The following is a 21,123-nucleotide window of genomic DNA, read 5'->3' as shown; positions in this document are numbered from 1 at the left end:
GGTGGTCCGGGCATCGTCGTTCTGACCAGCGTCGTCGTGAGCACCGCCGATGTTCGGCGATCAACGGCGACGTCAGGCGTTCTTGAGCGAGTTCGTCGCGAGCTTCCGGCCGGGTCCATCCTCGAACAGCTCCTGGAGCTGGAGGAGGTGCTCACGCCAGCCATCGCGGTACTTGGCCACGTGGATCTCGGCGTAGTCACCGCGGGGGAACCCCTGCTCGAGGACTCGCACCTTGCTCTTCTTGTCGTTCTGCTGGACGACGACGAGCACAACATCGGTCTCGAACTCGCCGGATTTCGTCTTCCACGTGAAGTGGAGTTCCTCTGGCGCGTCGATCTTGGTAATGTTTCCCGTGGTGATACGGGGTTTCTTCTTGCCTGGCCGGAGCGATCGAGCCGTGATCTTCGCACCGCGCTTGATCTTGAACTCAGAATCGGCCCACCAGAGCTCGCGCAGGTCTTCATCGACCAGCGCCTGCCAGATGAGCTCAGCTGGAGCCTTGATCCGGACGCTGATGTCGATGCTGGGGGTGAACACCGCGCGGGAGGCTTCGGTCGCTACTTGCGGCTTTGTCCCACGAGCTGCCACGGAATGAAGAGCGCCAGCGAGTTCAGCAGGATGCCGGCGAGGAACACGAGAAGGCGAAGCGTGTCGCCGTCGACCTGGAACGCCAGGCCGTAGCACCAGAGTCCGGCGCCGAAGATGATGATGCAACCGATGGCAATCAGAACGCTCACGAGTGTCGGCTCCCAGGATCTCGATGTGGCTCAGGCCACGAAGTCTGCCACGGCAAAGTACTCACCGTGCACTCACAGCCTACTTGATCACCGAGGCAGAACCCGCGCAGTCCCGGCCGAGTTTCACGACATCCGATAATGCACATTATGACATTATGAGCAGACGCCGGGCTCCTGCTGGTGCCCTGCGCCCGCGAGACGAGGCCTTTCGCCGCTTTACCGGTCTTTACGCCGCGTGACCCAGGCGCCATTCGAGCTCCCCGGCCAGCGGGATGCTGAGGACATCATGAGCGAGCCAGACACCCACCCCGTAGCCACCACCCGCAAGCGCCTCTCCTTCCTGGCCTTCGTCGAGCACACACGAGTGTCCTCGAACGCCTCGCTCGGACTACAGGAGGGCCTCGAGCTCTTCGAGTACGCGGAAGACCTCGGCTACGACACCGGCTACGTGCGCCACCGTCACCTCGAGACGTACCTCTCCTCGCCGTTCACGTTCCTCGCGGCGGTCTCGCAGCGTGCGAAGCGCATCAGGATCGGAACGAGCGTCACTCCCCTGCGATTCGAGCAGCCAATAAGGCTCGCCGAGGACGCGGCGACGCTCGACCTGCTCTCGGAGGGCCGGCTCGAGCTGGGGCTGAGTTCCGGATACGCGGCCACGGAGTCGACGTTCTCGCAGGCATTCGGTGAGATCGAGGGCGATGACATCAGGGCGCTCGTCGACGCTCGACTCTCGAGCTTCCTCGCAGCGCTCGAGGGGCGCACGGTCGCGACGGCCGAGTCGGATCTCTCGTTTGCCAAGGCGGGTGCCGAGCTCACCGTGCAGCCGCACAGCCCGGGCCTGCGAGACCGCGTGGCCTACGGCGCCGGTGGCGGCACCAGCGCGCAGAAGGCCGGCGCCCGCGGCCTCCGGCTCCAGCTGTCGACGCTCAACACGGAAATCGGCGAGCTCGGCTTCGAGAACACCCAGGCCCAGTCGATTCGCACGTACCGCGACGAACACGCCAAGGTGCGCTCATCCCCCGCCTCCCCCTCCTTCGCATCCGTGAGTCGCGCCATCGCGCCCTTCGACTCGGCGACCGAACGTGCTGAGCTGGAGTGGCTGCTCGAGCGCGACGCCGAGCGCGCAGCGAGTGTCGGCGAGGGGCCGCTGCCCTTCCAATTCGGGCGGGTCGCGCACGGATCTGGCGAGCAGATCGCCGAGGCGCTCATCGACGATGCCGGCATCCACGCGGCCGACGAGCTGGTCATCGCACTCCCCTTCGACTACCCGGCCGAGACGCAGCGGCGCATCCTGCGTCAGTTCGCGGAGGACGCCGCGCCCCACCTCCCCTACCTGCGCTGACGGGAGTCCCTGCCTGGGCACTACGGCGTTGCGGCCGAGCGGCAGGAGAGGCTCGGGTCGGGCCCGGGCGTGGCCCGGCGATCGGCCTTGCCGCTAGCCTGGGCGGGACCCCACACCACGAGGAGCGCCGTGTTCGCCAACGCCCTGCTGATCGCCGTCGCCATCCTCGCCGCCATCCTCGTTGGGCTCGTCGCCCGCCGGGTGCTCGGTGTGCCGATCGGCTACATCCGCTCGATCATCGTCGGCGCGCTCGTCGTGGTCGCCTCGATCCCGTTCGGCAACTGGATCATCCGCGAGACGGGCGTCGACCAGCTCGAAGACGGGGAGACCAACTTCACGGTCGTGGTCGTCGTCGTCCTCCTCGCCGTCTCGTGGATCTTCGCGCTCGGCGTGCTGATCCTCGTGGCCCTCGAGGCGACGATCCCGACGAGGGCCTTCCCCAACCCGATCGAGCTCGTGCGCTCCGCGATTCGCCGCCGGAGCCGCACGAGGCGATACTTGCAGATCCTCACGATCGCCTCGCGCGACGGCGCAGGGTGGCTCCTGCACGGACGCCGGAGCCCTGCCAACGAGGGGCGCACGACCGCCCAGCAGCGAGCGGATGCGCTGGTCACGACGATCAACAACGCCGGCGTCACCTTCGTCAAGCTCGGCCAGGTGCTCTCGACGAGGCGAGACCTCGTGCCCGAGCCCTACCTGTCCGCCCTCGCACGGCTGCAGTCGAACGCCACGACCGTGCCATGGCCCGAGATCAAAGCGGTGCTCAAGAGCGAGCTCGGGGTGCCGCTGGAGACCGTGTTCGGGGAGATCGACTCCACTCCCCTGGCCGCGGCCTCGGTCGCCCAGGTGCACCGCGCCCGGCTGGTCGACGGCACACCCGTGGTCGTCAAGGTCCAGCGACCTGACGCGCGGGCGCAGGTCGAGGCCGACGTCGACATCATCGGGCGCCTCGCGGACCGGGCGGAGACCCACACGGCACTCGGCAGGGAGATGCGCCTCTCCGCGATGGCCGCCGGCTTCACGACCACGCTCGCGGAGGAGCTGGACTACCGGGTCGAGGCCCGCAACGTGCACATGATCGAGAGCACGATGCGCGACATCCACGCGGGGTCGCCGAGGCTCCAGAAGATCGCCATCCCGTCCGTCTACTCCGCGGCGAGCACCCGCAGGGTGCTGACGATGGATGTCATGGACGGCAGCCCGCTGAGCTCGGCGGACGAGCGCCTCGGAGCGCTCGGCCCGGAAGCACGACACGGCCTCGCGCAGACGCTCATGGAGACGGTGATCGAGCAGATCCTCGTCTACGGCGTGTTCCACGCGGATCTGCATCCTGGGAACGTGTTCATCCGGGACGACGGCTCGCTCGGCCTGATCGACTTCGGGGCGATCGGGATCGTCCAGCGAAGCCAGCGCGAACATCTTGCGGCGTTCCTCCTCTCCGCGGCGAGCGACGACGACGTCTCCGCGGCCGATGCGCTCCTGCTCATCGTGGACGCGCCGGAGGACCTCGACGTCGACGCGTTCCGTCACGACATCGGGATAGCGCTCACCTCGGTCCAGCACTGGCCGCGCGGAGAGGGGTCGATCTTCACGATGATGCTCGACGTCATCCGGAAGCACCACCTGGCGCTCCCCTCCACTCTGGCATCCGCCTTCCGCAGCTTCGCGACGCTCGAGGGGTGCCTTCGAGTGATCGAGCCCGACTTCGACTTCGTGCAGCGGGCGCTGCCGTTCGTGCCGGAGCTGCTGAAGCAGCTGCTCGCCCTCAAGCGGGTCATCGGCACCGCTCAGGCGAAGGCCGCGGTCGCTGCCGCGTACGCGGCGCGCATGCCGAACCGCATCGACACGATCGTCTCTAAGCTCGAGGACGGCGAGTTGAGCGTGCGAGTGAGTCCGTTCTCCGACCGCCAGGACCGCAGCTGGCTCGGCGGGCTGGTGAGCCGGGGAATCGATACCGCGGTCGCGCTGACTGCGGTGATCCTCGCGATCGTGCTCGTGGTCGCCGGAGGCGGCCCGACCCTGGCTCCTGGCCTGGAGCTCTTCAACCTGCTCGGCGCCGTGATCGGCCTCCTCGGGTTCTTCGGGATCCTCCGCTCGATGCTGAGGTCCATCGTCGGCGCGCGCGGTCAGGCCTTCTCCGACTGAGACGGTGAGCGCTCCTCGACTCTGGCGCGCTCGACCCGCTTGCTGATCACGAACCGCCACATCAGCCCGAGGCCGAGGAACCAGAAGGGCAGGACGATGAGGCCCGCACGTGTGTCCTCCCCCAGGAACAGCGCGACCAGGATGAAGACGAAGAAGGCCAGCACGACCCACGGCATGAAGCGTCCACCCGGCATCTTGAACTTCGAGGCCTCATGGAGCTCGGGACGCTTCTTCCGGAACATGAGGTAGCTGACCAGGATGAACGTCCAGGTCGCGATGAAGTTCAGCGAGCTCACCGAGGTCACCACGGTGAACGCCGCCATGACGTTGTCGCCGAGAGCCAGCACCGGGAGGGCCGCGAACAGGAACGCCGTCGTGAAGAAGACGCCCTGCGTCGGCACGCCGCGTGCGTTCAGGAGCCCGAAGCGCCTCGTGGCCTGGCCGTCCTTCGCGAGGCCGTAGAGCATCCGCGTGGACGAGTAGAAGCCGGAGTTGGCGCTCGAGGCGGCAGACGTGAGCACCACCAGGTTCACGACGATCGCCGCGGCCGGGAAGCCGATGAGCTCGAACATGGAGGTGAAGGGACTCACCCCGGGCTCGATCAGGTTCCACGGAGTGACCGACATGATGATGACCAGGGCGCCGACGTAGAAGACGAGGATGCGAACGACCACCGAGTTGATGGCCTTCGGCAGGTTCTTCTCCGGGTCCTCAGCCTCGGCTGACGCCGTTCCGACGAGCTCGATGCCGACGAAGGCGAAGACCCCCATCTGGAACCCCAGGATGAAGCCGCTGATCCCGAACGGGAACATGCCGCCCTGATCCCAGAGGTGGGAGACGGACGCCGTCACACCGTCCGCGCTCGTGAACCCGGTCACGAGCAGGACGATGCCGACGGCGATCAGGGCGAGGATCGCGACGACTTTGATGATCGCGAACCAGAACTCCGTCTCGCCGAACGCCTTCACGGGCTGCAGGTTGAGGAGGAGCAGGCCGATGGCCGTCGCGATCGCCGGCACCCAGGCGGGGATGCCGTCGTTGAAGAACGCCACGTACCCGGTGATCGCCACGATGTCCGCGATGACCGTGATGACCCACGCCAGCCAGTACGTCCAGGCGACCACGTACCCGGCCCAGGGCCCGATGAGGTCAGCCGCGACATCCCCGAAGGTCTTGTAGCCGAGGTTGGAGAGCAGCAGCTCCCCCAGCGCGCGCATCACGAAGAAGAGCGCGAACCCGACGATCGCGTACACGAAGATGATCGAGGGGCCCGCGAGACTGATCGTCGTCCCCGAGCCGAGGAAGAGCCCCGTTCCGATCGCCCCGCCGATGGCGAGCAGCTGCAGGTGGCGGGACTTGAGCCCACGCCGGAGGCCGCCGTCGCCCGTCTCATCGCCACGTGGATGCTGCGCTTCGGTCTGGATAGCCCTGCTGGTCACCGGAACCCCCTCGATACTGGTCGATGCCGAACCCACGAATTCTAGTGGTGGCTCAGGAAGCTCGACTCCCGGGTCTACATTGGTCGCATGCACGATCTGCGCACTGCGCGACCCGAGGCCGCCGCCGCCTCTCACCCCCGCACAAGCGGCACCCTCCTCGCCCGCTCGGCGGTCGGCGTCGCCGCCATCGGCATCGTCTTCGGCGACATCGGCACGAGCCCCCTGTACGCACTGCGGGCGGTGTTCTCGGAGCACGATGGCGTCGTGCAGCCCAGCATCGCGCACGTGTACGGACTCATCTCGCTCATCATCTGGGCCGTGACGCTGCTCGTGACCGTCAAGTACGTGCTCTTCGTGCTCCGGGCCGATCACGAGGGCGAGGGCGGCATCCTCGCCCTCTCGACCCTGATCGGGCGCCGGCTCCGTGGGTCCAGGCGAGCCATGGCCGCGACGACCCTCGTCGGCATCATCGGCGCCGCCCTGTTCTTCGGGGACAGCGTCATCACCCCGGCCGTCTCTGTCCTCTCCGCAGTCGAAGGACTCGAGATCGCGCTTCCCGGCACCGAGGCGCTCGTCGTTCCCATCGCGCTCGTCGTGCTCGTCGGGCTCTTCGCGCTGCAGCGGTTCGGCACGGGCGGCATCGGTCGCCTCTTCGGGCCGATCATGCTGATCTGGTTCATCACCCTCGCGTGCCTCGGCATCCCCCACATCCTGGCGCATCCCGAGATCCTGGCGGCGTTCTCCCCGCACCACGCCATCGCCTTCATCATCGGCGAACCGCTCATCGCCGGCGTCGCCCTCGGCGCTGTCGTGCTGGCCGTCACCGGAGCGGAGGCGCTGTACGCGGACCTCGGCCACTTCGGCCGCTCCCCCATCTCGAAGGCCTGGCTCTTCGTCGTCTTCCCGGCCCTGACGATCTGCTATCTCGGGCAGGGCGCCCTCGTGATCGAGGATCCGTCGGCCATCGACAACCCGTTCTTCCGGATGGCGCCCACCTGGGCCGTGTTCCCGCTCATCGGCCTCGCGACGCTCGCGACGGTCATCGCGTCGCAGTCCGTCATCTCCGGCACCTTCTCGGTGGCGAGGCAGGCCATGCGGCTCGGCTTCCTCCCGAATCTCACGGTCAAGCACACGTCCCGAGCGTCCATCGGCCAGATCTACATCCCGGTCGTCTCACTGCTCCTGCTCGTGCTGATCATCGGCGTCGTCCTCGGGTTCCGGAACTCGGAGAACCTGGCGGCCGCCTACGGCCTGGCGGTCACCACGACGTTCCTGCTCACCTCCTCGCTGTTCATCGTGTACCTGCGCCTCGTGTGGGAGTGGCCCTGGTACCGAGTGCTCCTCGTGACGGTCCCCATCGTCGTCCTCGAGCTCGCCTTCTTCGTGTCGGGGCTCGTGAAGTTCTTCGCAGGCGGCTGGTTGCCGCTCGTCCTTGCCGGCGCCCTCATCTTGACCATGCTCACCTGGAAACGCGGTCGCGAGATCGTCACCGGACGACGGGAGCGCCTCGAGGGGACCCTGCAGGAGCTCATGCGCCGCCTGCTCCTGGACCAGCCGACCCGCGTGCCGGGATGGGCCGTCTATCCGCACGGCGGGGCGCGCACGGCTCCCCTGGCGCTTCGGCTCAACACCCGCGTCAACCACGCCCTCCATGAGCACGTGCTGCTCGTGCGAGTCGCGACCGCCGACGTGCCCCACATCCCGGAGCGCCGGCGCTGCACCATCGACGACATCGGGCCGGCCCCGGAGGGCCTCGTGCACATCACGCTGACCTACGGGTTCCTCGACCGGCGCGATGTCCCCCTCTCCCTCCGCGACGCGCGGCTCGCCGGCACCGTGTCGCAGTTCGACAACGAGAGCGCGATCTTCTTCCTGTCGCGGATAGCCCTCAGGCCGGGGCACGCGAGCGGCATGGCCCCGTGGCGCGCCAAGCTCTTCGTGCTCATGTCCCGCGGAGCCTCTTCGCCTGCCGCGCAGTTCGGGCTTCCCCCCGAGCAGACGGTCGAGATCTCCCCGCAGGTGCTGCTCTAGGAGCGGTCGGCCTCCGCCTTCGCGAAGCCGGTCAGGTATGCGGGCACCAGCACGGACGCCGTGAACAGGAGCGTGAGCACGAAGGTGCAGGTCATGACCGTGAGCAGGTCGTAGGCGCCACCGGAGATCCAGAAGCTGCAGAACGTCGCACCGGCTGCGGCGAGGATCGAATGGCCGATCGCGAGCGGCAGCACCCTCCGGCGCGTGTACGAACGCAGCCCGGTCGACACTCCCCGCTCAGCGGCGAGCGCCGCGACTGCACCCAGGATGCACAGCAGGAGCATCGCCAGCCAGCCGAGGAGCAGCGGCAGGAAGCCGCGCTGATCGAGCTGCACTCGACCGACCTCGGTCAGCAGCGCATAGCCGAAGAACATGACGAGGCCAACAGCCCCGAGGGTCGGGACGAGTCGGCTGAGCACCTCGCGCTGGCTGGGCCGGAACGCGGCGAGGGAGATCGACGGGGAATCTTCGAGGGGGGCGGCGCTCACGCGGGTCAGTGTATCCGCCGCAGACGACGAGACGGGGCGGCCCGTCGGGGCCGCCCCGTCTCGGGAACGGTGCTGCGTGTCTCGCGGTCGATCAGACCCCGGGAGTCGTGTCGCTCGTCGCGCCGGTCGGGTTCATGCCGCCCTGCTTCGAGAACGAGCCGACCAGCTGCTGCAGGTCGATGCCCGTGAGGGTCTTGAGCACCTCGGTGCCTTCGCCAAGCACGGAGCCGACCGTCTTCGTGACGGCGCTGGCGCCGTCCGTCGAGATGACGGTGAGCTTCTCGATGTTGCTGATGGGGTCGGCCGCGGCGCGGACGATCTCCGGGAGGCGGGAGATGATCTCCTGCGCGATGGCAGCCTCGCCGTACTTCTGGAGCGCCTGCGCCTTGGCGTCGGTCGCTGCAGCCTCGGCGAGACCCTCAGCCTGGATCGCAGCGGCGCGAGCGTCACCCTCGGCGCGGATACCTGCTGCGAGCGCGATCTGGCGGTCACGGTCGGCTTCACCGGAGTACCGCACGGCAGCGGCGGCTGCCTCGGCGTCCTGGACGGCGGCGACCTTGTTGGCCTCTGCCGTGCGCGTGCGCTTGTAGACCTCGGCGTCGGTCGCCGCGTTCTCGGTGTCGCGGATGGCGTTGGCCTGCTGGACCTTCGCGTAGGCGTCGGCCTCGGCAGGCTTGCGGATCTCGATGTCGAGTCGCTCCTGGGTCACGAGGGCCTGTTCGATGAGCGCCTCGCGCTCCTGCTGGGCGACGAGTCGGTCCTGCTCGGCGCGGGCGAACTGACCGGCCGCTTCAGCCTCTGCGTTCGCTCGGTCGGTCTCGGCCTTGATCGATGCCTGGCGCAGTCGGAGTTCCTTCTCGCGTTCCGCGATGCGCTCGGACGCCTCGATCTTGGCGAACTCGGAGACCCGAGCGGCCTCCGCCTCGCTGACCTCAGCGACCTGGCGCGCACGAGCGGACTCGGAACGCCCGAGGTTCTGCAGGTAGTCGCTGCCTGGGGTCGAGATGTCGGAGATGTTGAGGAGGTCGACCTGCAGGCCCTGCTCGATGAGGTCGGCCTTCGTCTCCGACACGACTCGGTCGGAGAGGCTCTTGCGGTCGGAGATGATCTGCTCGATCGTCATGTCTCCGACGATGGAGCGCAGCGAGCCCTCGAGCGACTCGCGGATGATATCCGTGAGGGCCTCCTGCTGGTCGAGGAAGCGCTGGGCCGCGCGGCGAACGCCTTCCTCGGTGCCGGACACCTTGAAGTTGATGGAGGCCTTGATGGCGATCTTGATGCGGTTCTTGTCGACACCCTCGACCTGGATGCCGATCTGACGCTGCTCGAGCGAGAGGGCGAAGCCCTGCTGGAGGATGGGCCACACGAAGGTGCGGCCGCCGATGACGACGCGCTGCCCCGTCATGTCGCTCTGCGCCTTCTGGCCGGCGCCGCGACCGACGATGATGAGCGCCTCGTTCGGCGGGACGCGTCGGATGCGCGACGCGATGAACACTCCGAGGGCGAGCAGCGCGATGATGATCGCGATGACGCCGATCACAGTGACGTTGGCAGTTATCAAGTCCATATGGTCGATTTCCTGTCGTGGAGGTCGTGGGTGGTCATGCTGTGGTCATGAAGCGCCCGACGGCGCAGGGAGTCGGCCAGCTGGGCGTCTCCCGATCAGATGGATTCGCGTTCGACTTTGACGCGCGAGCCGAGGTGCTGCACGACGCGGATGCGCGCGCCCTGCTCGATCTCACCGTCGGCGAACGCGAGGCGCCGCTCGATCTCGTGGGACCCATCGAGCGCGACCTCTCCGCTTGAGATCGTGATCTTGGACATCGCCGTGCCGGTGTCTCCCGTGACGTCCCGCGGCACGCCGTCGCTGCTTCTCGACAGGTTGCGCACGAGCAGCGACGAACCGACGTAGGCGATGAGGCCGATGACGATCGCGACGATGTAGGCCCAGAACTGCGGCAGGCCCATGCTGTCGGTGATGGCACCCGAGGCGCCGAAGACGACGAGCGCGACGGCCAGGCCGGGAACGGAGAGCAGCCCGCCAGCATCGACGTCGAGGACTTCCCCGAAGAAGAGCGAGAAGACCAGAAGCCCCAGGCCGATCGCTCCGATGATGATGAAGACGGTCATGACGGTGAGCTCCCTGGTGGCCGCGTGCGGCGGGGTGTCCCGCCGCCTCGCGTTGATTCTACCGAAGGCTGAGACACCGCGGCGCGGAGACCTCTCCGGCGCGGCGGCGCCTCAGCCTGAATTCTGACGGAGATCAGGCTTCTCCGAAGCCGGAGCTGATGAGCGCCGCGATCTCGGTGACGGCCTGCTCGGCCTCCGCGCCCGTTGCCGAGACCTCGATCTCCTGCCCCTTCGAGGCCCCGAGGGAGATGATCCGGAGCAGGCTCTCCGCGTCGGCCCCGCCGATCGTGATCTGCGCATCGAACTTGCCTGCCACCGAGACCAGCTGGGCCGCCGGCCGTGCGTGCAGCCCCTGCTCGTTGACGATCTCGACCTTGGTGCTCGCGCGGGGAGCCGCGGCCTCATCCGCTGCCGACGGTGCCGACGCTGCCGACTGCTCGGCTCCTGACGCGTCCTGCGCGGCGCCGTCCCTGTGCCACGCCGACTCCCCCGCCCGTGACACAGCGTCCAGCGACGCCCCTCCGGCCGCCGCGACAGCGGCAGCCACCGTGCCCTCGACGAGCGGCGCGTCCACGAGGCGCACGTCCCCGGCGTCATCGTCGAGCATCTCGAGCACGGTCTCGGCAGTGAGGACGGCGGACCCGAGGTCGGTGAAGACGGCGACTCCCTCGCCGGACTGCGCCGTCGCGACGGCGCGCTCGATGAGCTCGAAGCTCGTGCCGATTCGGCCGTCCTCGGTGCCGCCAGCAGGGACGATCGTCACGTCCTCCGCCATCTGACCCGCGAGCTCGACGAGACCCTCCGCGATCCGTGCAGAGTGCGATACGACGACGATGCCGACCGTCATGAAGCCGCCTCGACAGCGGCACCAAGGAGGTAGGCGGTCGACTGCGCGCCCGGATCCCGGTGCCCGGCGCTGCGCTCGCCCAGGTAGCTCGCTCGGCCCTTCCTGGCGATGAGCGGCTCCGTCGCAGCCGCGCCCTCCACTGCCGCGAACGCCGCGGCCCGGAGCACAGCGGCGCCGTCGTCGCCAGCGGCGGCCGCCTTGCTCGCGGCGGAAGCCGCGGGAGCCCAGGCGTCGACCATGGTCTTGTCGCCCGGCTGCGCCTTGCCACGCTGCTGCAGCCCTGCCGAGGCCGCCTCCACGAAGGCCGCCACGTCCGCGGGCTCCAGCTCGGGCTTGCCCTTGAGCGCGACGGCGCCCTTCAGGAACGCCGTCCCATACAGCGGGCCCGCCGCTCCGCCGACCGTGGAGATCAACGTCGTCGCGAGCAGCTTCAGCACGTCGGCCGGCGTCGCATCAGCCTCCAGTGAGGAGAGCTTCCCGAGCGCGGCCTGGAATCCGCGATCCATGTTCTCCCCGTGGTCGCCATCGCCGATGTTGCGATCCAGGTGGATGAGCTCAGTGCGGTTCTCGGCCATCGAGGTGGCAGAGAGCTCCACCCAGCGCCTCGCCCAGTTTCCGTCGAGTGTCATGTTCTACCTTCCCCACCGAAGTGCCGCTGTGTGCACCGGTGCATCCCACAATGCCGTGAGTTCGTCGTCGAGCCTGAGAACGGTGATCGAGCAGCCCTGCATCTCGAGCGATGTCGTGAAATTCCCGACGAGGTGCCTGGTTACTGTAATTCCGTGTTCCTTCAGCACCTGCGCGGCGCGACGGAACACGATGTAGAGCTCGATTTCGGGGGTGCCGCCCATTCCATTGACAAACAGCAGCACATTATCGCCGGAGGCAAATGGCAGATCCTCGAGAATCGGGGTGAGCAGCCGGTCGACAATCGCATCAGCAGGCTCGATCGCGATTCGCGCGCGACCCGGCTCTCCGTGAATGCCGATCCCGATCTCGATCTCGTCCTCGGCGAGATCGAAACTCGGCTCGCCAGCGTGCGGCACGGTGCAGGCCGAGAGGGCGACGCCCATGGACCTCGTGTTCGCGTTGACCCTGGTCGCGAGTTCGGCGACGGCGTCGAGGTCGTCTCCACGCTCTGCCGCTGCTCCGGCGATCTTCTCCACGAGCACCGTGCCGGCAACTCCCCGCCGACCGGCCGTGTAGAGCGAGTCCTTCACGGCGACGTCGTCGTCGACGAGCACCGTTCGCACCTCGATGTCCTCAGCCAGCGCAAGGTCGGAGGCCGTCTCGAAGTTGAGGACGTCGCCGGTGTAGTTCTTGACGATGTGGAGCACACCCCGACCGGCGTCCACGGCCTTCGTGGCCTCGAGGATGGGGTCAGGCGTCGGTGAGGTGAAGACCGGCCCTGGGACTGCCGCGTCGAGCATCCCGTAGCCGACCAGCCCGCCGTGCATGGGTTCGTGCCCTGAGCCGCCGCCGGAGACGATCCCGACCTTGCCCTCCACCGGTGCATCGTTTCGCACGAGGAATGCGGGCTCCGGGGCGACCCGGAGAATATCCGCATGGGCGAGCGCCATACCCTCGAGCGCTTCCTTGACAACGTCCTTCGGATCGTTGATCAGCTTCTTCACGATCATCCTCTCGACGAGATTTCGGCAGCAGCATTGCAGCCACGCTCAGCCTAGTGCCGATGGCGGGTCACAATTCGGGAAACTCGCTCGTAACACGCGCGTCGGAGTTGTTCCTGTGCCTATGGTGAGGAACCGCTCAATCGCGGCACGGGCTCGCCCCGTATCGAACTTCCCAGAAAGGCAATCCCGTGGATCTAGGATCGATCTTCTTGGCCGAGCTGGTGGGCACCGCAGTGCTCGTCCTCCTCGGTTGCGGTGTCGTCGCCAACGTCGTCCTCAAGGACACGAAGGGCAACGGCGGCGGCTGGCTGCTCATCAACTTCGGCTGGGGCTTCGCCGTCTTCATCGGCGTGCTCTCGTCAGCGGCGTCAGGCGGCCACCTCAACCCAGCAGTGACGCTGGGACTCGCGGCCAACACCGTCGTCACCGGCGGCTCTGTGGACGTCGCCGAGGTGGGGCTGCGCATCGTCGCTCAGCTCATCGGCGCCATCCTCGGTGCCGTCGTCGTCTGGCTCGCCTACAAGCTCCACTTCGACGACGAACCGGATGCGGGTTCGAAGCTCGCGGTCTTCGCGACGGGTCCGGCCAAGCGCAGCCTCGGCTGGAACACCGTGACCGAGATCATCGCGACGTTCGTCCTGGTGCTTGCCGTCATCGCGTTCCAGAACTTCCCGGCCTTCTCGATGGCGAACACGGACTCGACCGCGCCCGACATGGGCAGCCTCGGAAACCTCGCGCCGCTCGCCGTCGCGATCGTCGTGGTGGCCATCGGCGCGAGCCTCGGTGGGCCGACCGGCTACGCCATCAACCCAGCCCGTGACCTCGGACCGCGCCTCGCGCACGCCTTCCTCCCCATCAAGGGCAAGGGCGGCAGCGACTGGAGCTACTCCTGGGTTCCGATCGTCGGACCGATCATCGGCGGTGTCCTCGCCGGCCTCGTCGGCACGGCGATCCTGCCCGCCGCAGCTTCCGCCTTCGGCGCCTAGCACCCGCAGGGCGAACTCGACGCTTTCAGGGCCGGAGTCTTCACAGTTCCGGCCCCGAAACTGTCTGCAGGACACCACCAGCGATGCTCGCGCCAGTCCAGCATCGCGTTTTTCACCGCTGGCACATCAGCACCTCTGACAAGGGAGTCACTCCGTGAGCAAGTACGTCATCGCCATCGACCAGGGAACCACCTCCTCGCGAGCCATCGTCTTCGACCACTCCGGGTCGATCGTGTCGACCGGGCAGCTCGAGCACGAGCAGATCTTCCCCAAGGCCGGCTGGGTCGAGCACGACCCCAAGGAGATCTGGAACAACACGCGAGAGGTCATCGGCCAGGCACTCTCGAAGGCGAACATCACCAGGCACGACATCGCGACGATCGGCATCACGAACCAGCGCGAGACCGCCGTCGTCTGGGACAAGACCACCGGGGAACCCGTCTACAACGCCATCGTGTGGCAGGACACGCGCACGCAGCCCATCGTCGACCGGCTCGCGGCCGATGGCGGCGTCGAGCGCTTCAAGGACACCGTCGGGCTTCCCCTCGCCACCTACTTCTCCGGAACGAAGATCGTCTGGATCCTGGAGAACGTCGAGGGTGCGCGGGAGCGCGCCGAGGCCGGCGATCTCATCTTCGGCACGACTGACAGCTGGGTGCTCTGGAACCTCACCGGCGGCGTCGACGGAGGCGTCCATGTCACCGACGTCACGAATGCCTCCCGCACGCTCTTCATGGACCTCGAGACGCTCGCCTGGGATCAGTCGATCCTCGACGCGTTCGGGGTGCCGGCATCGATGCTCCCGGAGATCAAGTCCTCCTCCGAGGTGTACGGCCACGCCAGCACGCAGTCACTGCTGCGCGAGGTGCCTATCTCCGGCATCCTCGGCGACCAGCAGGCGGCCACCTTCGGCCAGACGGCCTTCTCCTCGGGCGAGGCGAAGAACACGTACGGCACGGGATCGTTCCTCATCTACAACACCGGCGAGAAGATCGTGAAGTCCGAGAACGGACTCCTCACGACGCTCTGCTACAAGCTCGGCGACGCGGCTCCCGTCTACGCGCTCGAGGGCTCGATCGCCGTGACCGGGTCGCTCGTGCAGTGGCTGCGCGACAACCTGGGCCTCATCAACTCGGCTCCGGAGATCGAAGAGCTGGCCAGCAAGGTCGAGGACAACGGAGGCACCTACATCGTCCCGGCCTTCTCCGGGCTCTTCGCCCCGTATTGGCGACCGGATGCACGCGGCGCCATCGTCGGCCTCACGCGCTTCGTCAACAAGAACCACATCGCTCGTGCGGCCCTCGAATCCACGGCATACCAGACCCGCGATGTCCTCGAGGCATCCAACGCGGACTCCGGCGTGCCCCTCGCGGAGCTGAAGGTCGATGGCGGCATGGTCGCGAACGACACGCTCATGCAGTTCCAGGCAGACATCCTGAACACGGACGTGGTGCGCCCCGTCGTCACGGAGACGACCGCGCTCGGTGCGGCCTACGCCGCCGGGCTCGCAGTCGGATTCTGGAAGGACCTGGACGAGGTGTCCGCCAACTGGCAGGAGGACAAGCGCTGGACGCCGCAGATGCCGGAGGAAGAGCGCGAGCGTCTCTACCGGAACTGGAAGAAGGCCGTCTCGAAGACCCTCGACTGGGTTGACGAGGACGTCAAGTAGCGCGCTGCGCGCTTCCCGACGACCGAGGCCCTCAACAGCTTGCTGCTGAGGGCCTCGGTCTGTCCTGGTGCGGCGTCGTCGCGTTGCTCACTCTGCCGTCCCGCTGCGCCGATCGGCGACTGGCTTCACGCCGAACGAGTCGCTGCCACCCACGCATCCAGCGTCTCGATCGCGCGGCCGGAGTCGATGCTGGACGCTGCGTCAGCGATGCGCGCCGCGAGGCGCTCTCGGAGGGGTCGCTCTGCCGCTTCCGGGGTCACAGCGAGGTCGTAGGCGACGAGGCCTGCGGCCGCGTTGAGCAGCACGATGTCTCGAACGGCGCCATGCTGCTTCCCGGACAGCACGGCGCGGGCGATGGCCGCGTTCTCCTCCGGCAGACCGCCGAGGAGCTCCTGCATGTCGTAGGTGCCGAGGCCCACATCCCGTGGGTGGAGATCGTGTTCGGTGATCGCACCGTTCGACACCTCCCAGATGTGGCTGTAGCCGGTGACGCTCAGCTCGTCGAGCCCGTCGTCACCCCGGAAGACCAGAGCGGTGGCACCACGGGTGCGGAAGACCCCGGTGATCAGCGGAATGGCGGCCTGGCGGGCGACCCCGACGGCCGATGCCTCGGGGCGAGCGGGATTCGTGAGGGGGCCGAGCAGGTTGAAGACCGTGGGAACCCCGAGCTCACCGCGCACCTTCTTGGCGTGGCGGAACCCCGGGTGGAACTGCGCGGCGTAGACGAAGGTGAGTCCGACTTCCTCGAAGATGCGTCCCACTCGAACAGGGTCGGCCGTGTGGACTGCGCCAAGAGCCGAGAGAACGTCGCTGGATCCGGACTTCGCGCTCGACGCCCCGCCCCCGTGCTTCACGACGGGGACCCCCGCACCGGCGCAGACCATCGACGCCATCGTCGAGACGTTCACGGTCCCGACCATGTCGCCGCCGGTACCGACGATGTCCAGCGCCAGCGGCGGCACCTCGAGCGGCACGGCGTGCTCGAGGATCGCGTCGCGGAACCCGACAACCTCCTCGACCGTCTCGCCCTTCGCGCGGAGGGCGACCAGGAAGGCAGCCAGACGTGCTTCGCTGACGTCGCCGCTCATGACCTGGCGCATGGCCCACGTGGCCTGCGCGACGCTGAGGTCATCACCGCCAAGGAGCTTCTCGAGCAATCCGGGCCAGGTCTCGGTCGATGTCATGCAGGAAACGATAGCCGTCCACCACCCAGGCACACCTAATCGGACGCGACCCGCCGGTCAGCCGTGCGTTGTCTCGGGAACCTGGGAAATCGGTCATAATGGTCAGGTGACTGCTGCAACCACCGCTCAGGCCGTGCACACGGTCCATCGCCCCAATACGACTGCCATCGGCGTCATCGTTTGGCTCGGTAGTGAGGTGATGTTCTTCGCTGGGCTCTTCGCGATCTTCTTCACTCTGCGCTCTATGGCGCCAGAGCAGTTCGCCGAAGGCCACAGTGCGCTGAACGTGCCCTTCGCCACCATCAACACGCTGATCCTCGTCAGCTCGTCGTTCACGTGCCAGTTCGGCACGTTCGCGGCTGAGCGCGAGCAGGCCCGCGCCACCGGCAAGAGCCCCAAGAACTGGGGCGCGATCGAGTGGTTCTACCTCACCGTCCTGCTCGGAGGCATCTTCGTCGCCGGCCAGGTCTGGGAGTACGCCACGTTCGTCAGCGAGGGCTATGTCCTCAACCTGAACGCGTTCACGAGCGCCTTCTACATGACGACCGGCTTCCACGGCCTGCACGTGACCGGCGGACTCGTCACGTTCCTCCTCGTGATCGGCCGCATGTACTCTGCCCGCCGCATGGGAACTCGCGAGGTCAGCAGCGCGCTGGGCATCTCCTACTACTGGCACTTCGTCGACGTGGTCTGGGTTGCGCTCTTCTTCGTCATCTACCTGCTGCCCTACTTCTCGTAGCCCGATCCTGGAGAACACACCAATGTTCCGAACGACCAAACCACGGACTGCGAAGACGGCGACCCGCAAGACGGCTCGCCGCCGCACCCCCCTCGCCACCGCGGCTCTCCTCGGCGCAGGCCTCCTGCTGACCGGCGGCGCGTACACCGCGATCGACACCGCAACCACGGCTGCTGCAGCCGAGGACGTGGCCCCCGCCAGCGCCGCAGACATCGAGAACGGCGCCGCGCTCTTCGGCGCCAACTGCGCCACCTGCCACGGCATGAACGCAGCGGGCACCGAGAACGGCCCGAGCCTCATCGGCGTCGGTGCCGCTGCCGTCGACTTCCAGGTCGGCACCGGCCGCATGCCCATGCAGGCCAACGCCGCCCAGGCCCCCGCCAAGCCCGTCCAGTTCGACGAGCAGGGCATCTCGGACCTCGGCGACTACATCGCTTCGCTGGCCCCCGGTCCCGCCGTCCCCGACGAGAAGTACCTGCAGGCCGATGGCGACGCAGCACGTGGAGCAGAGCTGTTCCGCATCAACTGCGCCATGTGCCACAACGTCGCAGGTGCGGGCGGCGCCCTCACCGAAGGGAAGTTCGCACCCGAGCTCATGACGGTCGAACCCGTCCACCTCTACGAGGCGATGATCACGGGCCCGCAGAACATGCCCGTCTTCAACGACGCGAACCTCACCCCCCAGGACAAGGCCGACATCATCACGGCGATTCGCTGGCAGACCGAGGTCACCGGCACGATCGGCGGCAACAGCCTCGGATCGCTCGGTCCGGTCTCCGAGGGCCTCTTCATCTGGATCTTCGGAATCGGCGCAGGCGTCGCGATGGCGGTCTGGATCGCCACTCGACCGAACTAGTGCCGGAAGCAACCCGGCCCGGGTCCAAACGACTTACTGCAGCTGAACAGACACACCCAGAAAGGGATCACCATGGCTGATGGCGAACACGGCGGAGAGCTTCGCACTGCTCCTTCGTCGGAGCGGGCGCCTCACATCGGGACCGCGATCCTTCCCAAGGACGGCTTCGAGAACCCTGGCATGCCGGCGCACCGCGACCGGATCACGGACGCGGACCCCGCGCAGGCGAAGCGCACTGAGCGCCTCCTCGTCGCGCTGTTCGTGTTCTCGGCACTCGCCAGCATCTTCGCTGTCGTGGCCTACTTCGTGTGGCCGATCAGCCGCGAGGACATCTCGACCGTCCGCCTGAACAACATGTTCCTCGGCATCGGCATCGCGCTCGCGATGCTCGCCATCGGCATCGGCACGGTCGCCTGGTCCAAGTACCTCATGGCCGACCACGAGATGGCCGAGGCCCGCCACCCGGGCAAGGGCTCGCCCGCCACTCGTTCGCGAGCGGTCGAGGTCTTCGCGCAGGCGAACGAGGAGTCGGGATTCAGCCGCCGCAAGCTGTTCCGCAACTCCCTCATCGGAGCCCTCGTCGCCATGCCGCTTCCCGGCATCGTGCTCTTCCGCGACCTCTACAACGGCAACAACCCGGACCCGGTCGAGTCGCTCTCCCACACCATGTGGGATGAGGGAACTCGTCTCGTCCGCGACCCCACGGGAACGCCGATCCGCGCCGCGGACGTCACCTACGGTTCTGCCTTCCACGTCATCCCCGACGGCCTGATAGACCTCGAGCACCACCTGCTCGAGGAGAAGGCCAAGGCAGTTGTCCTGCTCATGCGCTTGCCCGCTGACCAGCTCAACGAGCGCGAGGACCGTGCCGGATGGTCCTACGACGGAATCGTCGCCTACTCCAAGGTCTGCACGCACGTCGGCTGCCCGGTCGCTCTCTACGAGCAGCAGACGCACCACCTGCTCTGCCCGTGCCACCAGTCGCAGTTCGACGTCAAGAACCACTGCGAGGTCATCTTCGGACCGGCGGGACGCCCGCTCCCGCAGCTGCCGATCGCTGTCGACGACGAGGGCTACCTCATCGCGCAGAGCGACTTCACCGAACCTGTCGGACCGAGCTTCTGGGAGCGACGCCATGACTACAACGTATAAAGCTCCGGTACGCGAGGGCGGGTTCATCGCCGGCGCCGCCAACTACCTCGACGAGCGCACCACCATCTCCGGTGCGGTCAAGGAGTTCGGACGCAAGATCTTCCCGGACCACTGGTCCTTCATGCTCGGTGAGATCGCGCTCTACAGCTTCGTCGTCATCCTGCTCTCCGGAACCTTCCTGACGTTCTTCTTCGACCCGTCGATGGCCCACGTCGAGTACGAAGGCTCCTACCTCCCGCTCAAGGGCATGGGCATGTCGGCCGCTATGGCGTCGACGCTCGACATCTCCTTCGACATCCGCGGCGGACTGCTCATGCGCCAGGTGCACCACTGGGCAGCACTGCTGTTCGTGGCGTCCATCGGGCTCCACATGCTGCGCGTCTTCTTCACCGGAGCGTTCCGCAAGCCCCGCGAGCTCAACTGGGTCGTCGGCTTCGTGCTCTTCATCCTCGCGATGGCAGAGGGCTTCACCGGCTACTCGCTCCCCGATGACCTGCTCTCCGGCAACGGCCTGCGCATCATCGACGGAATCATGAAGGGCATCCCGCTCGTCGGAACCTGGGTCTCCTTCCTGTTCTTCGGCGGCGAGTTCCCCGGTACCGAGATCGTCGGGCGCCTCTACTCGCTGCACATCATGATCCTGCCCGCGATGGTCATCCTGTTCATCGCGTTGCACCTGGCGCTCATGGTGATCAACAAGCACACGCAGTGGCCCGGACCCGGCCGCACGAACGGCAACGTCGTGGGAAACCCGGTCCTCCCGGTGTTCGCCGGCAAGGCAGGCGGATTCTTCTTCCTGATCTTCGGCCTCATCTTCCTCATCGCGTCGTTCTTCTCGATCAACCCGGTCTGGAACTACGGCCCGTACGACCCCTCCCCCGTCTCCGCAGGAACCCAGCCCGACTGGTACATCGGCTTCGCCGACGGCATGCTGCGACTCATCCCGCCCGGCTGGGAGGTGTACTGGTTCAACCACACGTGGTCGTTCGCGATCCTGACCCCGCTGATCCTCATCGGAATCTTCATCGTGCTGGTTGTCGTCTACCCCTTCATCGAGGCGTGGATCACGGGTGACAAGCGCGAGCACCACCTGCTCGACCGCCCACGCAACGCCCCCACCCGCACCGCGATCGGCGCAGCCGGCGTCACGTTCTACGCCGTCATGTGGGCTGCAGCAAGCTCCGACCTCATGGCAACGCACTTCCACCTCGCCATGGAGCACGTCATCCACTTCCTGCAGGTGATGCTGATCCTCGGACCGGTCATCGCGTACATCGCAACGAAGCGGATCTGCCTCGGGCTCCAGAAGCGCGATCGTTCGCTTGCGCTGCACGGTGTCGAGTCGGGACGTGTTCTTCGACTCCCCCACGGCGAGTTCGTCGAGGTCGAGGTTCCGCTCGACAAGTACGACCGATGGGAGCTCGTCTCCTACAACGAGCAGGCGCCGATCATGCTCCGTCCGAACGAGGACGGAAAGATCACGGCTCCCATGCGCCTGCGCGCCGCTCTGTCGCGCTGGTTCTTCGAGGACCGCGTCGAGCCCGTCACGAAGACGGAGATCGAACAGGCACACCACGGCCACCACTAGGCCGTAGCAACTCCCTGAGCCTTCGGGCACACAAGAGGGGCTGTCATTCCGCATCAGCGGACTGACAGCCCCTCTTGTCGTCGGCGGTCCCTCCTGCGAGGGGGCGGGGGCAGCGGCGACCGGCTCCCCGTGGAGTCAGGAGCGGAGACCGCGCAG

The 21,123-nt window shown here is 67.2% G+C and carries 19 protein-coding genes; 9 read left to right on the top strand and 10 right to left on the bottom strand.

Annotated elements, in window-relative coordinates; translation table 11 throughout:
- Window positions 1-72: 72 nt before the first annotated feature.
- Both C5E06_RS08505 and C5E06_RS19220 read right to left on the bottom strand, forming a co-directional pair.
- Entirely contained in the window at window positions 73-537 is a 465-nt protein-coding gene (locus tag C5E06_RS08505; RefSeq protein WP_181057882.1) for an SRPBCC domain-containing protein, read from the bottom strand.
- 20 nt (window positions 538-557) lie between these two features.
- A complete protein-coding gene (locus C5E06_RS19220) occupies window positions 558-737 on the bottom strand; it encodes a hypothetical protein (protein WP_160071711.1) in 180 nt (59 codons plus the stop codon).
- Window positions 738-972: 235 nt separating this feature from the next.
- On the opposite strand from C5E06_RS19220, the gene C5E06_RS08500 reads away from it, so the two are divergent.
- Complete coding sequence (locus C5E06_RS08500; RefSeq protein ID WP_104306593.1) at window positions 973-2,079, top strand: LLM class flavin-dependent oxidoreductase; 1,107 nt, start codon at window positions 973-975, stop codon at window positions 2,077-2,079.
- A gap of 129 nt (window positions 2,080-2,208) precedes the next feature.
- Window positions 2,209-4,224, top strand: a complete 2,016-nt coding sequence (locus C5E06_RS08495) for an AarF/ABC1/UbiB kinase family protein (protein ID WP_181062918.1) — start codon at window positions 2,209-2,211, stop codon at window positions 4,222-4,224.
- Here the strand turns inward: C5E06_RS08495 and C5E06_RS08490 are convergent.
- A complete protein-coding gene (locus C5E06_RS08490; protein WP_258067568.1) occupies window positions 4,206-5,663 on the bottom strand; it encodes an amino acid permease in 1,458 nt (485 codons plus the stop codon). The genes C5E06_RS08495 and C5E06_RS08490 overlap by 19 nt on opposite strands.
- A gap of 87 nt (window positions 5,664-5,750) precedes the next feature.
- Between C5E06_RS08490 and C5E06_RS08485 the strand changes: the two genes are divergently transcribed.
- Window positions 5,751-7,694 carry a potassium transporter Kup gene (locus C5E06_RS08485; RefSeq protein WP_104306591.1) on the top strand — a complete coding sequence of 648 codons (1,944 nt, stop codon included), beginning with the start codon at window positions 5,751-5,753 and terminating at the stop codon, window positions 7,692-7,694.
- On the opposite strand, the gene C5E06_RS08480 is transcribed toward C5E06_RS08485, so the two are convergent.
- The 6 genes from C5E06_RS08480 to dhaK all read right to left on the bottom strand — a co-directional run bounded on the left by C5E06_RS08480 (window position 7,691) and on the right by dhaK (window position 12,793).
- The gene (locus C5E06_RS08480) at window positions 7,691-8,182 is read right to left on the bottom strand and encodes a hypothetical protein (RefSeq protein ID WP_104241171.1); all 492 of its coding nucleotides are present in this window, start codon (window positions 8,180-8,182) and stop codon (window positions 7,691-7,693) included. The genes C5E06_RS08485 and C5E06_RS08480 overlap by 4 nt on opposite strands.
- A gap of 91 nt (window positions 8,183-8,273) precedes the next feature.
- A complete protein-coding gene (locus C5E06_RS08475) occupies window positions 8,274-9,749 on the bottom strand; it encodes a flotillin family protein (RefSeq protein WP_104241170.1) in 1,476 nt (491 codons plus the stop codon).
- 95 nt (window positions 9,750-9,844) lie between these two features.
- Window positions 9,845-10,312, bottom strand: a complete 468-nt coding sequence (locus tag C5E06_RS08470; protein ID WP_104241169.1) for an NfeD family protein — start codon at window positions 10,310-10,312, stop codon at window positions 9,845-9,847.
- 133 nt (window positions 10,313-10,445) lie between these two features.
- Window positions 10,446-11,159, bottom strand: a complete 714-nt coding sequence (gene dhaM, locus C5E06_RS08465) for a dihydroxyacetone kinase phosphoryl donor subunit DhaM (protein WP_104306590.1) — start codon at window positions 11,157-11,159, stop codon at window positions 10,446-10,448.
- Window positions 11,156-11,788, bottom strand: coding sequence for a dihydroxyacetone kinase subunit DhaL (gene dhaL, locus C5E06_RS08460; protein ID WP_104241167.1), 633 nt, complete (start codon window positions 11,786-11,788; stop codon window positions 11,156-11,158). The genes dhaM and dhaL overlap by 4 nt, the downstream gene beginning before the upstream one ends.
- A 3-nt stretch (window positions 11,789-11,791) precedes the next feature.
- Window positions 11,792-12,793 carry a dihydroxyacetone kinase subunit DhaK gene (gene dhaK / locus C5E06_RS08455; protein WP_104307257.1) on the bottom strand — a complete coding sequence of 334 codons (1,002 nt, stop codon included), beginning with the start codon at window positions 12,791-12,793 and terminating at the stop codon, window positions 11,792-11,794.
- 188 nt (window positions 12,794-12,981) lie between these two features.
- Here dhaK and C5E06_RS08450 point away from each other — a divergent pair, with 188 nt between their 5' ends.
- Entirely contained in the window at window positions 12,982-13,779 is a 798-nt protein-coding gene (locus tag C5E06_RS08450; RefSeq protein ID WP_104241166.1) for an MIP/aquaporin family protein, read from the top strand.
- 154 nt (window positions 13,780-13,933) lie between these two features.
- The gene (gene glpK / locus C5E06_RS08445; RefSeq protein ID WP_104306589.1) at window positions 13,934-15,448 is read left to right on the top strand and encodes a glycerol kinase GlpK; all 1,515 of its coding nucleotides are present in this window, start codon (window positions 13,934-13,936) and stop codon (window positions 15,446-15,448) included.
- 125 nt (window positions 15,449-15,573) lie between these two features.
- Here glpK and trpD read toward each other — a convergent pair whose 3' ends face one another.
- A complete protein-coding gene (gene trpD, locus C5E06_RS08440) occupies window positions 15,574-16,632 on the bottom strand; it encodes an anthranilate phosphoribosyltransferase (RefSeq protein WP_104241164.1) in 1,059 nt (352 codons plus the stop codon).
- Window positions 16,633-16,738: 106 nt separating this feature from the next.
- On the opposite strand from trpD, the gene C5E06_RS08435 reads away from it, so the two are divergent.
- From C5E06_RS08435 to C5E06_RS08420, 4 genes are all read left to right on the top strand, one after another.
- Window positions 16,739-17,371 (top strand): heme-copper oxidase subunit III, encoded by a 633-nt coding sequence (locus C5E06_RS08435; protein WP_236558405.1) that lies wholly within the window; start codon window positions 16,739-16,741, stop codon window positions 17,369-17,371.
- Window positions 17,372-17,393: 22 nt separating this feature from the next.
- Window positions 17,394-18,227 (top strand): c-type cytochrome, encoded by an 834-nt coding sequence (locus C5E06_RS08430; RefSeq protein WP_104241162.1) that lies wholly within the window; start codon window positions 17,394-17,396, stop codon window positions 18,225-18,227.
- A 72-nt stretch (window positions 18,228-18,299) separates the two neighbouring features.
- Entirely contained in the window at window positions 18,300-19,379 is a 1,080-nt protein-coding gene (locus C5E06_RS08425; RefSeq protein WP_104306588.1) for a ubiquinol-cytochrome c reductase iron-sulfur subunit, read from the top strand.
- A complete protein-coding gene (locus tag C5E06_RS08420; protein ID WP_104241160.1) occupies window positions 19,363-20,967 on the top strand; it encodes a cytochrome bc complex cytochrome b subunit in 1,605 nt (534 codons plus the stop codon). Before C5E06_RS08425 ends, C5E06_RS08420 begins: the two co-directional genes overlap by 17 nt.
- Window positions 20,968-21,123: the final 156 nt, after the last annotated feature.

Origin of the sequence: Pseudoclavibacter sp. RFBI5 (assembly GCF_002931395.1) — a bacterium.
In the GTDB taxonomy this organism is placed as follows: Bacteria; Actinomycetota; Actinomycetes; order Actinomycetales; family Microbacteriaceae; genus Pseudoclavibacter.
The sequence above is the reverse complement of the archived record's forward strand: the minus strand, read 5'-3'. Positions and strand labels throughout refer to the sequence as shown.